The sequence below is a fragment of the Methylobacterium komagatae genome, assembly GCF_042661665.1.
Classification (GTDB): Bacteria; Pseudomonadota; Alphaproteobacteria; order Rhizobiales; family Beijerinckiaceae; genus Methylobacterium; species Methylobacterium komagatae.
Map to the genome: position 1 here is coordinate 833,828 of NZ_JBHSWN010000001.1, position 13,187 is coordinate 847,014.

The 13,187-nt window shown below is 67.9% G+C and carries 17 protein-coding genes and 1 tRNA gene; 15 read left to right on the top strand and 3 right to left on the bottom strand.

Features of this window, described 5'->3' with window-relative positions; all coding sequences use genetic code 11:
* Nucleotides 1-75: 75 nt before the first annotated feature.
* The 8 genes from ACFQE0_RS04160 (at nt 76) to ACFQE0_RS04195 (ending at nt 5,859) form a co-directional block, all read left to right on the top strand.
* Nucleotides 76-693, top strand: coding sequence for a DUF1134 domain-containing protein (locus tag ACFQE0_RS04160; protein ID WP_378967343.1), 618 nt, complete (start codon nt 76-78; stop codon nt 691-693).
* A 115-nt stretch (nt 694-808) separates the two neighbouring features.
* Nucleotides 809-1,495 (top strand): hypothetical protein, encoded by a 687-nt coding sequence (locus tag ACFQE0_RS04165; RefSeq protein WP_378967345.1) that lies wholly within the window; start codon nt 809-811, stop codon nt 1,493-1,495.
* Between the two features lie 138 nt (nt 1,496-1,633).
* A complete protein-coding gene (locus tag ACFQE0_RS04170) occupies nt 1,634-1,924 on the top strand; it encodes a 3',5'-cyclic-nucleotide phosphodiesterase (protein WP_378967348.1) in 291 nt (96 codons plus the stop codon).
* Nucleotides 1,925-2,045: 121 nt separating this feature from the next.
* Nucleotides 2,046-2,399, top strand: a complete 354-nt coding sequence (lptM, locus tag ACFQE0_RS04175) for an LPS translocon maturation chaperone LptM (protein WP_378967350.1) — start codon at nt 2,046-2,048, stop codon at nt 2,397-2,399.
* Between the two features lie 37 nt (nt 2,400-2,436).
* On the top strand, nt 2,437-3,705 hold the full coding sequence (gene lysA / locus ACFQE0_RS04180; protein WP_378967352.1) for a diaminopimelate decarboxylase: 1,269 nt from the start codon (nt 2,437-2,439) through the stop codon (nt 3,703-3,705).
* Between the two features lie 29 nt (nt 3,706-3,734).
* Nucleotides 3,735-4,535 carry a glycosyltransferase family 2 protein gene (locus tag ACFQE0_RS04185; RefSeq protein ID WP_378967354.1) on the top strand — a complete coding sequence of 267 codons (801 nt, stop codon included), beginning with the start codon at nt 3,735-3,737 and terminating at the stop codon, nt 4,533-4,535.
* A 12-nt stretch (nt 4,536-4,547) separates the two neighbouring features.
* Nucleotides 4,548-4,639, top strand: a tRNA-Ser gene (locus ACFQE0_RS04190).
* 407 nt (nt 4,640-5,046) lie between these two features.
* Nucleotides 5,047-5,859 carry a universal stress protein gene (locus ACFQE0_RS04195; protein ID WP_378967356.1) on the top strand — a complete coding sequence of 271 codons (813 nt, stop codon included), beginning with the start codon at nt 5,047-5,049 and terminating at the stop codon, nt 5,857-5,859.
* A gap of 31 nt (nt 5,860-5,890) precedes the next feature.
* On the opposite strand, the gene ACFQE0_RS04200 is transcribed toward ACFQE0_RS04195, so the two are convergent.
* The 3 genes from ACFQE0_RS04200 to ACFQE0_RS04210 are packed head-to-tail and all read right to left on the bottom strand — an operon-like array spanning nt 5,891 to nt 6,854.
* Complete coding sequence (locus ACFQE0_RS04200) at nt 5,891-6,217, bottom strand: c-type cytochrome (protein WP_378967358.1); 327 nt, start codon at nt 6,215-6,217, stop codon at nt 5,891-5,893.
* A gap of 53 nt (nt 6,218-6,270) precedes the next feature.
* Nucleotides 6,271-6,636 (bottom strand): SPW repeat domain-containing protein, encoded by a 366-nt coding sequence (locus ACFQE0_RS04205; RefSeq protein WP_378967360.1) that lies wholly within the window; start codon nt 6,634-6,636, stop codon nt 6,271-6,273.
* Between the two features lie 17 nt (nt 6,637-6,653).
* Entirely contained in the window at nt 6,654-6,854 is a 201-nt protein-coding gene (locus tag ACFQE0_RS04210) for a hypothetical protein (protein ID WP_378967362.1), read from the bottom strand.
* A 247-nt stretch (nt 6,855-7,101) separates the two neighbouring features.
* Between ACFQE0_RS04210 and ACFQE0_RS04215 the strand changes: the two genes are divergently transcribed.
* The 7 genes from ACFQE0_RS04215 (at nt 7,102) to ACFQE0_RS04245 (ending at nt 12,981) form a co-directional block, all read left to right on the top strand.
* On the top strand, nt 7,102-7,959 hold the full coding sequence (locus ACFQE0_RS04215) for a universal stress protein (RefSeq protein WP_378967365.1): 858 nt from the start codon (nt 7,102-7,104) through the stop codon (nt 7,957-7,959).
* 14 nt (nt 7,960-7,973) lie between these two features.
* Nucleotides 7,974-8,183: a hypothetical protein gene (locus tag ACFQE0_RS04220; RefSeq protein ID WP_378967367.1), complete on the top strand. Its 210-nt coding sequence runs from the start codon at nt 7,974-7,976 to the stop codon at nt 8,181-8,183.
* A gap of 93 nt (nt 8,184-8,276) precedes the next feature.
* The gene (locus ACFQE0_RS04225; RefSeq protein WP_378967369.1) at nt 8,277-8,513 is read left to right on the top strand and encodes a hypothetical protein; all 237 of its coding nucleotides are present in this window, start codon (nt 8,277-8,279) and stop codon (nt 8,511-8,513) included.
* Nucleotides 8,510-10,516: a heavy metal translocating P-type ATPase gene (locus tag ACFQE0_RS04230; RefSeq protein ID WP_378967371.1), complete on the top strand. Its 2,007-nt coding sequence runs from the start codon at nt 8,510-8,512 to the stop codon at nt 10,514-10,516. The genes ACFQE0_RS04225 and ACFQE0_RS04230 overlap by 4 nt, the downstream gene beginning before the upstream one ends.
* Nucleotides 10,476-11,285, top strand: a complete 810-nt coding sequence (locus tag ACFQE0_RS04235) for a universal stress protein (protein WP_378967374.1) — start codon at nt 10,476-10,478, stop codon at nt 11,283-11,285. The genes ACFQE0_RS04230 and ACFQE0_RS04235 overlap by 41 nt, the downstream gene beginning before the upstream one ends.
* Before the next feature lie 51 nt (nt 11,286-11,336).
* Nucleotides 11,337-11,606 carry a hypothetical protein gene (locus ACFQE0_RS04240; RefSeq protein ID WP_378967376.1) on the top strand — a complete coding sequence of 90 codons (270 nt, stop codon included), beginning with the start codon at nt 11,337-11,339 and terminating at the stop codon, nt 11,604-11,606.
* 91 nt (nt 11,607-11,697) lie between these two features.
* Complete coding sequence (locus tag ACFQE0_RS04245) at nt 11,698-12,981, top strand: NAD(P)-binding protein (protein ID WP_378967378.1); 1,284 nt, start codon at nt 11,698-11,700, stop codon at nt 12,979-12,981.
* Nucleotides 12,982-13,187: the final 206 nt, after the last annotated feature.

Here is a 13,187-nt window from a genome sequence, read left to right on the forward strand (position 1 = left end):
GCAAGGGTTGGTCGGCGCAAGGGTCGGCCGGGCTGGGAACGGGGCGCGGCTACGCCCATAGGCGGAGGAAACTCCATGACGTCATCGTTCCCTACCGGCCTTCCGAGGCGGCAGGTCCTGCGGGCCGGACTCGGCCTCGCGGTCGGCGCCCCTGCCATCGTCCAGCCCCTGCCCGCACAGGCGGGCCGGTTGCCGCCCAATGCCGACCCGGAGACTTTCCGCGCCGAGGAACTGGTCGAATCCGGCCACCGCTTCTTCGGCACGGTGTCGCGGGGGCTCGCCCTCGCCGTCGAGGAGGCGGGCCGCCGCTGGGGCCAGCCGAACGGCTACATCCTCGGCCAGGAGGGCTCCGGCGCCTTCGTCGCGGGCCTGCGCTACGGTGAGGGCGCGTTCTACACGCGCAATTCCGGCCAGCAGCGGATCTACTGGCAGGGCCCCTCCCTTGGCTTCGACGTGGGCGGCGATGGCGCGCGCACGATGATGCTGATCTACAATCTGCCTTCGACTCGCGCCCTGTTCCGCCGCTTCGGCGGCATCGACGGCTCGGCCTATTTCATCGGCGGCTTCGGCTTCACGGCGGTGACCGACGGTCGCATCGTGGTGGTGCCGATCCGCAGCGGCGTCGGCGCGCGGCTCGGCGTCAATGTCGGGTACCTCAAGTTCACGCCGCAGGCGACGTGGAACCCGTTCTGAGGGCAGACGGCCGCTCGGGTGCCCGCAGGACGGGCTCGGAGTCGCTTGAGACTTGCGCTAGAAGCCCAATGTGAGCAGGGCCGGACCGGCCGGCTGGGGACGCGAGCGGTTCCTCTTGATCGAAACGGCAATGATCTTCGCGCTGGGATTCCTGGTCGCGAGCCTGCTGGGCCTCCTCGTCCTTCCGGCGGTGAATGCGCGTGCCGCGCGCCTCGCCCGCCGCAAGGCCGAGGCGCGCCTGCCCCTGTCCCCCAGCGAGATCGCGGCCGAGCGGGATTTCCTGCGCGCACAATTCGCGGTGCGTGAGCGGCGGCTCGAACGGGCTGTCGAGGCGGCGCGGGCGAAGCGGCACGCGGACATGGCGGCGATCGGCGCGGGGACGATGAAGATCGCAAGCCTCGGCCGCGATCTGGAGTCGTTGGAGGCGCAACTCGCCGAATTGCGCGCCCTCAACGGCAACCTCGAGACGGCCCTTTCCCGCTCGCGGGAGGACGGTACGGCGAGCCTCGCCACCCTCAATGCGCTGGAGGCGGCCCATGCCGACCTCCTCGACAGCCTCCTCGCCCTGCGGCGCGGGACCGACGCGGCCGACATCGCCGCCGAACGGGATGCCCTGCGGGCGAGCCTGAACGCGGCGGAGCAGGCCCTGGCGGCAGGCTCCGGCCACGACGAGACGGTAGAGCGTGAGAACGCGGACCTGCGCCGCCGTATCACTGAGGTCGCCGATGCCCTGACCGGGCAGGCCCGCCTTCCCAAGGCGGGCGCCTTCGCGGTTCAGGAGCCAGTACCGGAACGGGTCTGACACAATGCCGCCGCTCACGCCGTGGGCGGACGCCACGGCGTTGCGATGCCGAATTCGCTTGGGTCGCCATGTTTCGACCACGCGAAGGCATCATCGCAGCGCCACACTTTCGAAGACGAGCACACGGAAAGCGTACTCATGCGCCTGAAGCATATCGTTACCGCCGCGGTCGCGGCGCTCGCCCTGACCCTCCCGGCCGCCGCCCAGCAGTCCAAGCGCGGCAACGAGACGCTCAAGAAGTACTGCACGGGCGACTACCTCTCCTATTGCGGCAACCTTGCCCCCGATGATCCGGCCACGGATGCCTGCATGCAGAAGAACTGGAAGCAGCTCTCCGAGAATTGCCGCCGGGCGATCGACGCCTACGAGGCACAGCAGGGCAGCGGCAAGCGCGAGGGCTCGCAGGGCGGACGCGACAAGCGCGGCTGAGATCAGCGGCGCCGGGCGACACGGCTGTTGCCGATCAGCGCTCGCCCGGCGCCGCCGCAACGGCTAAGGTAAGGCTCCGGCCGGGCATCGTGCCCGCCGGGGACCGCCGGACCCGCGCGAGATGCTGCCCCGTTCCGCCCTTCAGATTCTGACCGTCGCCGCGATGGCGGCGCTGGCGCTCGCCGGATGTGGCCGCCGGGGCTCGCTGGAGCCCCCGCCCACGGCCGCCCCCGCCGCATCGACGGCCCCCGTCGGCAACGGCACCGCCGTGAAGACCGCCCGCATCCTGCCCGGCAGCATCGGGCTCGGCGGCGGGCAGGCGGAGCCGGATCCCGATGCCGTGCGTGCGGGCGACGAACTTCCCTCCTCGGCGACTCCGCCCTCCGGCACCGAGGCCCCCGTCCAGACGACGAAGGGTGCCAAGCGCGGCTACCGGATCCCCAAGGAACCTTTCATTCTCGACCCGCTGCTGTAGACCGGCCTCGAACGACGCAGCGACGGCGACAGGCGCGATGCACCACTTCCACTACAGGAACGGCCGCCTCCACGCGGAGGAGGTCGATCTCGCGCGGCTCGCGGACGAGGTTCGCACGCCGTTCTATTGCTACAGCACCGCCACGCTGGAGCGGCATTACCGCGTCTTCGCCGATGCCTTCGCGCAGGACAATGCGCTGGTCTGCTTCGCCATGAAGGCGAACTCGAACCAGGCGGTGCTGGCTACCCTCGGCCGCCTCGGCGCCGGCATGGACATCGTCTCCGGCGGCGAGCTCGCCCGCGCGCTGGCGGCGGGGATCGATCCGCGGAAGATCGTGTTCTCCGGCGTGGGCAAGACCCGCGAGGAGATGGCCGCGGCGCTCCGCGCGGGCATCCTGTGCTTCAACGTGGAGAGCGAGCCCGAGTTGGCGCAGCTCTCCGAGGTCGCCGTGAGCCTCGGCGCGACGGCGCCGGTCTCGGTGCGGGTGAACCCCGACGTCGATGCGCTGACCCACGCCAAGATCTCGACCGGCACCTACGAGAACAAGTTCGGCATCCCGATCACCCGCGCCCGAGAGGTCTATGCGCGGGCCGCTGCCCTGCCCGGCCTCGCCGTGCACGGGATCGACATGCATATCGGCAGCCAGATCACCGATCTTACGCCGTTCTCGAACGCCGCCGCGCGGCTCTGTGGCCTTGCGCGCGAACTGATGGCCGACGGGCATGCCCTGCAGCACATCGATTTCGGCGGCGGTCTCGGCATCCCCTATCGCGACGACAACGCCCCTCCCCCCGATCCGGCGGCGCTGGCGGCGACGCTGCGCCCGCATTTCGCCCCGCTCGGCCTGCGGCCGGTCTTCGAGATCGGCCGGATGATCGCGGGCAATGCCGGGATCCTTGTCACGAAGGTGCTCTACGTGAAGCACGGCGAGGGCCGGACCTTTGTGATCGTGGACGGGGCGATGAACGACCTGATCCGCCCGACCCTCTACGACGCGTTCCACGCCCTGCGTCCGGTGGACGAGCCGACGGCCGATGCGCCCCGCCTCGTCGCCGACGTCGTGGGTCCCGTCTGCGAGAGCGGCGACTATTTCGCCAAGGGGCGCGAGATGCCCGAACCGAAGCCCGGCGACCTGATCGCCGTGATGAGCGCGGGAGCCTACGGCGCCGTTCAGGCGGGCACCTACAACACGCGCCCCCTGGTGCCGGAGGTGCTGGTGCGCGGGTCCGAGGCAGCCGTGGTGCGGCCGAGGCAGGAGGTCGAGGCGCTCATCGCCCTCGACCGCATGCCCGGCTGGCTCGGCTGAAGCGGCCGGACCCGAGCTTCGAGACCGCCGTGCTCCCTCTCTCCGTCTTCATCATCGCGCGCAACGAGGCGGACCGTATCGGCGCCACGATCCGTGCCGTGCGCGACCTGACCGACGATCTGATCGTGGTCGATTCCGGCTCGACGGACGGGACGCAGGCGCTCGCCGAGTCGCTCGGCGCGCGGGTGATCCACAACGAGTGGCCGGGCTACGGGCAGCAGAAGCGTTTCGCGGAGGAGCAGTGCCGCCATACGTGGCTCCTGAACCTCGACGCGGACGAGGTAGTGCCGCCGAAGCTCGTCGCCGAGATCCAGGCCCTGTTCGCTCATGGCGAGCCGCCACATCCGGCGTGGCGCATCGGCATCGCGGAGATCTTTCCCGGCGAGACCAAGCCACATCCCTTCGCCTACACGCTGCACCCCGTGCGCCTCTACCGCAAGGATCGCGGGCGCTACTCATCCTCCCCGGTCCACGACCGGGTGGATCTCGACGCGGGCGCGACGGCGGGCCGCCTGCGGGCCAAGATCCATCATTTCTCGGTGCGATCGCTCGGCGACCAACTCGACAAGCTGAACCGCTATTCGGACCAGCAGGCGGACGATCTTGAGGCGCGGGGCGTGGTGATCCCGACGTGGCGGGTCTTCGTGGAGCTGCCCGGCAACTTCCTGAAGGCCTATCTCGGCCGCCGTCACTTCGCCCGCGGCACCTACGGTTTCCTGACCGCGATGAACTACGCGATGTCCCGCCACCTGCGGATTGCCAAGCATTACGAACGCCGCCGCCTCGCAACGCAGCGGGATCGTCTTGACCGCCCCGGCCGGACGTCCTAGAGCCGTTTTGCCGGAGACGTGGCCGAGAGGCTGAAGGCACTCGTTTGCTAAATGAGCATACCCTTAATCGGGTATCGAGGGTTCGAATCCCTCCGTCTCCGCCACTCCCCCTAAAATGCTGACCTAAAACCGTTTTCGGCGATCGCCTTGAACGGGTTTGGTGACACGGTATCGCCCTAGCCTTCAGGGGATGAGGCCAGCCGTGCGGCGCGCCTACCACCCGCATGCCGCCGTGGATGCTGGTCCATTCGCCTTCGAGTGCCTGCCCCCTCGTTCGATCGCTCGACACGAACAGCGAAGCTGTTGCGAGATGGAGACGGGGGATCGGTGCGCGGATCGTCTGGAACGGTTGCGAGCCTGCCTGGAGGGTTGCTCCTATGGGTTCAGGACGGTCCCGTGACGATATCGCGTTTCGCGGTTTACGGGCGATCCAGATCAATGCCGCGAAGACCGGCGTCCTTCTACAATCGAGCCGCCGGGAGAACGGCATCGTTCGGCAGGAATTCTCGCCATGACCTATGCCAGCATCATGGTCGCCATGGACTTGACCCCTGACGCGCGGGATCGCGCACGGGTGGCGGGCCATCTCGCTGACGCGTTCCACGCCCGGCTGATCGGCGTCGCGGCGGATCAGCCCGCCTTAATCGCCGCTCCCGCCGGACCGACACCGGGAAGCATGCAAGCGCTGGCGACATCGGACGAGGCGATCCTCGACCGTCTCCGAATGGTCCATGCCGCTTTCGAGGACTCGGTCGCAGGCCGCAGCCGCGTCTCGTGGCGGTCGGGTATCGGCGCGCCGCTGTCCTTCCTTGTCACACAGGCCGCCGTCGCGGACCTCGTCGTGCTGGGCGCGAGGATGGGGATCGAGCCGACATCCTTTTCGGTCGATCCGGCGGACGCGTTGATCCAACTCGGCCGCCCCGCCCTGATCGTACCGCCGGGGATCGATCACCTCGATGCGAGCCGGATCGTCATCGGGTGGAAGAACACCCGGGAGGCCCGCCGTGCCGTGTGGGATGCGCTCCCGTTCCTGAAGCGCGCCTCGATCGTCGGCGTGGTCGCGGTCGATGACGGGCAGGCCCGCGACGACACAACGGCCGTGATCGACTTCCTCCGGAGCCATGACATCGCCGCCGACACCGTCGCGACGGATCCTTTCGGGGCGACGGTCGGTGAGGCGCTGATCGAGGCCGCGATGGAACGTGCGGCCGGTCTCATCGTGGCGGGTGCCCACGGACATGGCCGCCTGCGCGAATGGGCCTTCGGCGGCGTGACGCGCACGTTACTGACCGCCGCGCCGATCTGCTGTCTCTTGAGCCACTGACGGCGCGGCCTGCATCTCAGGGCCGACGCCCTCAAGGCTCCAGGGATTGCAGGTAGCGGATCAGGTCCTGCGCCTGATCCGGGTCGAAGCGGAACTCCGGCATGGAGGGGTGCCCAGTGCGGATTCCCTCGGTCAGCGCCTCGGCGAGATCCTCAACCGGATAGCGGCGATGGAGATCGCGGAAGGGTGGCGCCTCCCGCAGCGGACTCGAGCCTGAGCGCGTCACGGCATGACACCGGGCACAATGACGACGGGCGATCGCCTCGCCCTGGCGGATGTGCAGGTCGAAGACGGCTGCGGGCCAAGCCAGGGGCACGAAGACGGCGGCGCCGACGAGGATGCGGAGTGGCAGGGGCATGGCAGGATCTCGCCGAAGAGCGTGGGTCGTCGGATCGAGGCGGTGGCGAAGGATCAGACGGTGCGGGATGCTCTCGCCTCACGCAGCCGCCAAAGCTCGCAGCCAGCCGCGATCATGAGGGAGAGCCCGAAGCCGACATGCGACCAAGCGGGCGCCACGGTCGTCTCGAAGTCCAGCGCCCAGGGCGCCGCGCAGAGCCAGAGTCCGAGGGCGGCGGTGAGGTATTCGAGCCAGTCGTGAACCCGTATCAGGGCCAACAGAGACAGGAAGGCCACCGCCCCGCCGCTGGCCCAGGCGTTCCAGCAGGGCGCCCGCTCCGCCGTGTAGCCGAGATACCAGGGGGCAGCGATCAGGGCGGCCCCGAGCATCAAGCTCCATACCGACAGGAACAGATCTTCCAGATCGTTCGCGGCCCTCATCGCGGCATTGGCACCGGTCAGAGGACCAGCCGGATCAGGGCGGTCGTCACGAGGGCTGCGGTGGCCGCGAGCGCCAGCGCCTGAAGGCTTCCGATGGTCTGGTAACGCGCCACGTCCGCAACGGTGGCCCGCCCGGAATCGTTGACCGGTGTCTGGAGAATTGGCGCGCGTCCATGGCGCGCCGACATGATGAACGTCGCTCGATAGGTCAAAGCCATCAGTGCCTCCCGTGCTGTCGACGGGAGGCATCATGCCCGGCGACCCGGGCCCCGCTTTGATCCATCTCAACGTCGCGGGCGAACGTCCGTGCACCCGCAAACACATCGGACCGACCGCCGAAGCCGAACTTTGCAGTAGATTCCGGCGAAATTCGAAGACATCTCGATGCTCTGCAAATAATTGAGCCAGATCAATGAGGCGTCTGTAAAATAAAGCCAGCATTGCGCATCCACACGGAGCTGCGCGATGTCACAGATCTCTCAAACACCCCTCTCCGCCCTTCGCGACCTTCTCGTCGGCACCCTGATCGAGGGCGAGAACGATCCCGCTTCGTCGGCCATCGGATATGGGCTGACGCTGGCACGGGCGAGCGGCGCCCACCTGACGGTTCAATCGGCGTCCTGGCGTCTCTCGGGCGACGAGGCTTGGATCGGCGCGTTCAGCGAGGGAGAGGCGATCGTCGATCGACGGCTGGACGAGGTGGCGCGTGCCGTCGCAGCGCGTGCGGCGGGAGACGCGGCCCTGGCCGGTATCGTCTGCACCACCGAGGCGCCCAGCCTGCCTTATCCGGAGATCGTAGCCCGGCTGGCGACAACGGCGCGCCTCTACGATCTCGTCGTGCTGGATGCAGGCCCCCGGACCTTCGATCTCGACCGTGAGGCGATCGAAACCGTCCTGTTCTCCAGCGGACGCTCGGTGATCGCCGTGCCCCCCGGCTACGCGGCCTTTTCCGGCCGCCGGATCATCGTCGCGTGGGACGGCAGTGCTCAGGCGGCCAGGGCAGCGAACGAGGCCCTTCCCTTCCTGCGCGCGGCGGAGGCCGTGGAGATCGTCTCGGTCGGCGACGAGGCCCTGATCCACGAAGGCGTACCCGGCGCCGAATTCGCCCCCCACCTCGCGCGGCACGGGGTGAACGTCACCATCAATGATCTGTCGCCGGCCGACGGCGTCGCAGACACCCTGCGCGCCCAGGCAGGACTGTTCCGGGCCGACATGATCGTGATGGGAGCCTACCGCCATTCCCGCACCCGGGAATTCCTCGTCGGCGGCGTCACCCGATCGCTGCTGCGCCGAAGCCCGGTTCCGCTCTTCCTGTCCCATTGAACCCAGGGACTGGGATGCGACGCGACAGGGCCACCGGAAACGGCATCCTCGAAAAGGCGGAGCGGGGGCGCGAACGTCCCTGCCCGCTGTCGCGCCCCATGCCGGAGGCCATGGTTCCGGGCACCGGCTCCGACGCTGCCAAGAAGGCACGCTCGCATGGGACCGAGCCGCTGTCCGAGGAGGAGCGGCGCGCCCTGGAGGCGGGCTGGAGCTTCCTCGAATGAGGAGAGCCGGCTTGCGCCCACTGCGGCGGGTTTGCGCTGGATCAACGCCCCCGCCGTGGGCCGGGGTCTTCTGCCGTCATGACGGAGGCTCCTATGCTCGCACCCTTGCCCACACCCTTCCCCACCCCGAATGCCGCCGATCCGTTCGGCCTCGCCGCTTGCCTCACCGATTGGTGCGGCCTGCTGCGAGCCGCGCGGGAGATCAGGGATGTCGACGCGGAGATGATGGCGACCCTGGTCGAGCCCGACGCGGATCGACCGGCGGCGCCGGATTTCAGAACGGCTGGCCGCTCCCGGCCTCTCCCCGAGAGCCGGAAAAGACCGTTATGACGACGGCCTCCCAGGAGCCGTCGGGGACGGCCCAACGGGACTCGAGCGATTGGGCGCAAGCGCTGCGGCAATGCCTGGCACTGGTGCCGCTGCTCGGCCTCTTAGGCGGCCTGTCTTTCGAGGCGGCCGGATGGGCTGAGGGCGCCCGGTGGGCCTACACGATCCCGACGCTCGCGATCCTCACCGTCCTCGCGGGTCAGGTCGTGACCAGCCTCGCTCGGGGCGATGTCGGTCTCGACCTCGTGGCGTTGCTGTCGATGGGCGGCGCCCTGGCCCTGTCGCAACCGCTGGCCGGGATCGTGATCGCCCTGATGTACTCGGGCGGCCAATCGCTGGAAGCCTACGCCACGGGCCGGGCGGGGCATGCAATGACCGCACTCCTTGCGCGCCAGCCACGCACCGCCCTGCGGGACGAGGCCGGCACCCTGCGGGACATCCCGATCGCGGCGCTGGCGGCGGGCGACCGCATCCTCGTGCGGGTCGGCGACGTGGTGCCCGTGGACGGACGTGTCGCAGCCGGTCGCGCCCTGCTCGATCAGTCGAGCCTCACGGGGGAGGCGTTGCCCGTTGCATTCACGGCAAACACACCGGTGCTGAGCGGTGCGGTGAATGTCGGGACGCCCTTCACGCTGTTTGCGGAGCGCCCTGCGGCCGAGAGCACCTATGCGGGCATCGTCAGGTTGGTGGAAGCCGCCCGCGCCCGGAAGGCGCCGATGGCGCGCATGGCGGATCGCTTCGGGCTCGCCTTCCTCGTCGTCACCCTCCTGCTGGCCGCTGGCGCCTGGACCGCGACGGGGGACCCTTTGCGGGCCCTCGCCGTCCTGGTGGTCGCCACACCGTGCCCGCTGATCCTGGCCGTACCCGTGGCCCTCGTTTCGGGCTTGTCGCGGACGGCCTCCGTCGGCGTCCTCGTCAAGGGCGGCGGGGCGCTGGAAGCCCTGGCGAGGATGCGCGTGCTCGTGATCGACAAGACCGGTACGCTCACCGATGGCACGGCGCGCCTGGCCGGAACGCAGGCGATCGGCCGTTTCGGCGCCGAAGAGGCGTTGCGGCTGGCCGCCGCCCTCGATCAAGCGTCCGGACATCCGATCGCGCGGACGTTGGTCGAGGAGGCACACAGGCGCGGCCTGACCCTGCCTCAGCCGGGCCACGTGGTGGAAACCCCGGGCGAGGGCCTGTCCGGTCTGGTGGATGACCGGCGGGTGCTGGTCGGCGCGCGGCGGCTGATGGAAAGCCACGGCATCGCATTTCCGGCGGCCACGGGTAGCGAAGCTGCCGCCGCGACCGTTTACGTCGCCATCGACGGGGGCCCCGCGGCGATCCTGAGCTTCGCCGATCCGCCGCGCGTCGATGGCGCCGACGTGCTGGCCGCCTTGCGGGCCGAAGGCATCGAGCGCGTCGTGCTCGCGACAGGCGACCGGCGCGACCTCGCGGAGGGGCTGGTCGCGGGACTGGCGGTGGACCGGGTCGCGGCCGGGCTCGATCCTGCGGGCAAGACGGAGATCGTCGCCACGGAGCGGCGGCATGGGCGCGTGATGATGGTGGGCGATGGCGTCAACGACGCGCCCGCCCTCGCCGCCGCCGATCTCGGCGTAGCGCTTGGCGCGCGCGGCGCGGCGGCAGCGGCCGAGGCGGCGGATGTGGTGGTGCTGATCGACAGTCTCTCGCCCCTGCCGAAGGCGATCCGTATCGCAAAGCGCGCCCGCGCCATCGCACTCCAGAGCGTGCTGGCCGGCATCGGCCTCTCCTTGGCCGGAATGACCGCGGCGGCTCTGGGCTACCTCTCACCGCTCCAGGGCGCGCTGCTCCAGGAGGCCATCGACGTCGCCGTCATCCTCAATGCCATGCGCGTGCTCGGCGGGACCACCGCCGATGCCCCCGCAGGTTGCGCTGAATCAAGGTTGGGCGGCTCACCCCGGTTCAACCTGCCCCAGTCCGACTCGTTGGCCGGGGGAGATGATCATGGACTTCGCGAACATCCTCGTTTCCACCGATCTCGGTGAGGCCGCGCCCGACCGGATACGGCTGGCGGCCGATCTGGCACGGCGGTTCGGGTCCCACCTCACGGGCGCGGCCGCCAGGGCAGTGCCGGTCCCGCTGCTCGTGCGCGACGTCTACGACGCCGTCGCGCAGGAGGACCGCAACATCACGCTCATCCATCAGCTCCTCGATCGGGCGCATGCCCTGTTCGAGCGCAGTGCGGGCAAGGAGATCGCGACCGACTGGAAGGAAGCCCTCACCGATCCGACCACCCACCTCGTCGGGCAGGCCCGGGCCGCCGATCTCGTCGTCATCGGGCAGCGCAAGCCGGGAAACGAGGATCCAGGGGCGCTCGGCGTGGCACCGGGTCCGCTGTTGATGCAAGTGGGTCGGCCCGTCCTCATGGCACCGTCGCGGCTCGACCAACTGAAAGGAAACTGCATCCTCGTCGCCTGGAAGGATGGTGTGGAGGCCCGGCGGGCCGTGCTGGCTGCCCTGCCCTTCCTCCGGTCGGCCGAACAGGTCCTCGTCGCGAGCATCGGCGCGGAGACGGCAGGCGATGCCGATGTCGTGGCCGGTCACCTCGCCCGGCACGGTGCCCAGGTTGCCAGCCGGACCGTCGATCCGGTCGACAGCGAGGGCGGCGCGATCATCGACCTCGCGGCGCGTGAGGGCGCCGATCTCATCGTGATGGGCGCCTATGGCCGCTCCCGCCTGAAGGAATGGCTGTTCGGGGGTGTCACGCGCGAACTTCTAGACCGTGCTCCCGTCTGTTGCCTGATGAGCCACTGATCGAGCGGAGCGCACCGCTCACGATCGAGCACCCTTCGTCGCGATCGCGTCATGCAAGAAGTGCATGACGCCCACCCGGTCAAGCTCGACCGTATGCGTAGTCCCCATCCCGGCTCGCCAGGATGCACCCGGACATCGGCATCGCCCGCCGAATCGGGCGTCGGAGCCTTCAAACACGAAAGGGATTATGTCAAAAACAGCGGAAAGAAATATAACAATTCAACCGAATATTGCCGAATAAATGATCCTACCGACCATTATTTGGTGAATGTGATATTTATGTATGCAGAAATTGGCTTTGCCAACCTTCCCGCGATCTGACAAAATCGCCTACAAATCAGACATGTCTGCGTAACACGTGACGGCGGTCACGCGCTAAGGAGCGACGGAACCAGCGCTTATGAGTAATATTGTGCAGACTGCCCACGAATATGACGCTATTGTTCTTGGCGCCGGAATTAGCGGATTGGTCGCAACATCGGTTCTGATGGAACAAGGATGCCGCCGCATTCTTGTGATCGATGAATACGAACATGTTGGCGGAAATCATATCAATTTCAATATCAAGGACTACTCGTTCGATATCGGTAGCCTGATTTTCCAAGACGATTCGCCCCTTTTACGTCATTTTCCGGAGATACTTCCGCAATATGTCAATATCTCGCCGAGCTGGGGCAAGTTGACCCCGCACGGCACCATCGCCAACTACCCCCTCTCGATCAAAGAAGACGTGCTGACCCTGGGCCCGATCGGCTTTATCCGAGCGGGTCTGTCCGTCCTGAAGTCGCGCCTCTTCAATCGGCACATCGGCAATGCGCGTGATTTCGCCCGGTATTGGATCGGAGATTATTTTCTCTACCGGTCCGGCCTGGAAAACTACATGCAGCGCTTCTTCGGCGCCGCCGCCGCACGGATCGATGCCGATTTCGCTGAGAAGCGGATGCTCTGGCTGAAGGAGCATTCATCACCCAAGGCCCTGCTGCGCTATTTCCGCGGCAAGCCCTCCTCCGGCGTCGACAATTATCAGCTTGCGCGGCCGAAATCCGGCTTCGCGGATCTTTACGCGCCCGCCGTGGAAAAGCTCGAACGCGCTGGTGTCGCGTTCATGCTCGGCACGAAGGTCGGGCGAATTGAAAGCAGCGCGTCCGGAAACGTCGTCCATGCCGGAAACCTGACGCTCAAGACCGGCCGGGTCATCTCCACGATTCCGATTCCCCTGGCCGTCGAATCCTGCGGGCTCCCGGACACCTATGGTCTGGAGACGGTGACGCTGATCAGCCTCTTCTTCAGCTTTGCGGGCGAGAGGGGCTTCGGGCACTCGATCCTGTATAACTTCTCCCATGACGGTCACTGGAAACGCCTGACCGTCTACTCCGACTTTTATGGCCGATCGGATGGCCGGGAATATTTCGCGGTCGAGGTCATCGCCTCCGACGTCGTGCACGACGCGGAGACCGCCAGAGCCGATTTCTGCGAGCATGTCAGGCGCAATGGCCTATTCGCGGGCGACCTCGTCCTTGAGGGCAGCAGCCGCCTGGACAATGCGTATCCGGTCTACACGAACAAGGCCAAAAGCCGGGCCCTGGACGCCATCGCCAAGCTCAAGGAGCCCGGATCGAATCCTTCGGCCGACAAGGCGGCTTCGAGTATCAGCCGACCGCCCGAACCTCGACGCTCGATGTCGAGAGCGCGATGAAGGCGAGCCCCGCCGTTTAGGCCAGAAATAGGGGACACTCGCGGCAACCCCGGCGATATTCTGCAGGCTTGGCAGGCCGCTGAAATTTTGCAACGAGACGTTGCGGCAGGCGTTCAGCCGGCAGCCGTGAATCGGCTTTCGTCACCTCTTCCGCGCCGTTCTCCCCCTCGAAGGGCCGGACGCGCGCAGAGGCACTGCTGCCCCGG

Coding starts and splice junctions, on each gene's coding strand:
- ACFQE0_RS04205 (WP_378967360.1), bottom strand. CDS start 6,636: ATGAGGGCCGCGAACGATCTGGAAGATCTGTTCCTGTCGGTATGGAGC.
- lysA (WP_378967352.1), top strand. CDS start 2,437: ATGCACCACTTCCACTACAGGAACGGCCGCCTCCACGCGGAGGAGGTC.
- ACFQE0_RS04210 (WP_378967362.1), bottom strand. CDS start 6,854: ATGGCTTTGACCTATCGAGCGACGTTCATCATGTCGGCGCGCCATGGA.
- ACFQE0_RS04200 (WP_378967358.1), bottom strand. CDS start 6,217: ATGCCCCTGCCACTCCGCATCCTCGTCGGCGCCGCCGTCTTCGTGCCC.
- ACFQE0_RS04220 (WP_378967367.1), top strand. CDS start 7,974: ATGCGACGCGACAGGGCCACCGGAAACGGCATCCTCGAAAAGGCGGAG.
- ACFQE0_RS04160 (WP_378967343.1), top strand. CDS start 76: ATGACGTCATCGTTCCCTACCGGCCTTCCGAGGCGGCAGGTCCTGCGG.
- ACFQE0_RS04225 (WP_378967369.1), top strand. CDS start 8,277: ATGCTCGCACCCTTGCCCACACCCTTCCCCACCCCGAATGCCGCCGAT.
- ACFQE0_RS04215 (WP_378967365.1), top strand. CDS start 7,102: ATGTCACAGATCTCTCAAACACCCCTCTCCGCCCTTCGCGACCTTCTC.
- lptM (WP_378967350.1), top strand. CDS start 2,046: ATGCTGCCCCGTTCCGCCCTTCAGATTCTGACCGTCGCCGCGATGGCG.
- ACFQE0_RS04240 (WP_378967376.1), top strand. CDS start 11,337: ATGCAAGAAGTGCATGACGCCCACCCGGTCAAGCTCGACCGTATGCGT.
- ACFQE0_RS04235 (WP_378967374.1), top strand. CDS start 10,476: ATGGACTTCGCGAACATCCTCGTTTCCACCGATCTCGGTGAGGCCGCG.
- ACFQE0_RS04230 (WP_378967371.1), top strand. CDS start 8,510: ATGACGACGGCCTCCCAGGAGCCGTCGGGGACGGCCCAACGGGACTCG.
- ACFQE0_RS04195 (WP_378967356.1), top strand. CDS start 5,047: ATGACCTATGCCAGCATCATGGTCGCCATGGACTTGACCCCTGACGCG.
- ACFQE0_RS04170 (WP_378967348.1), top strand. CDS start 1,634: ATGCGCCTGAAGCATATCGTTACCGCCGCGGTCGCGGCGCTCGCCCTG.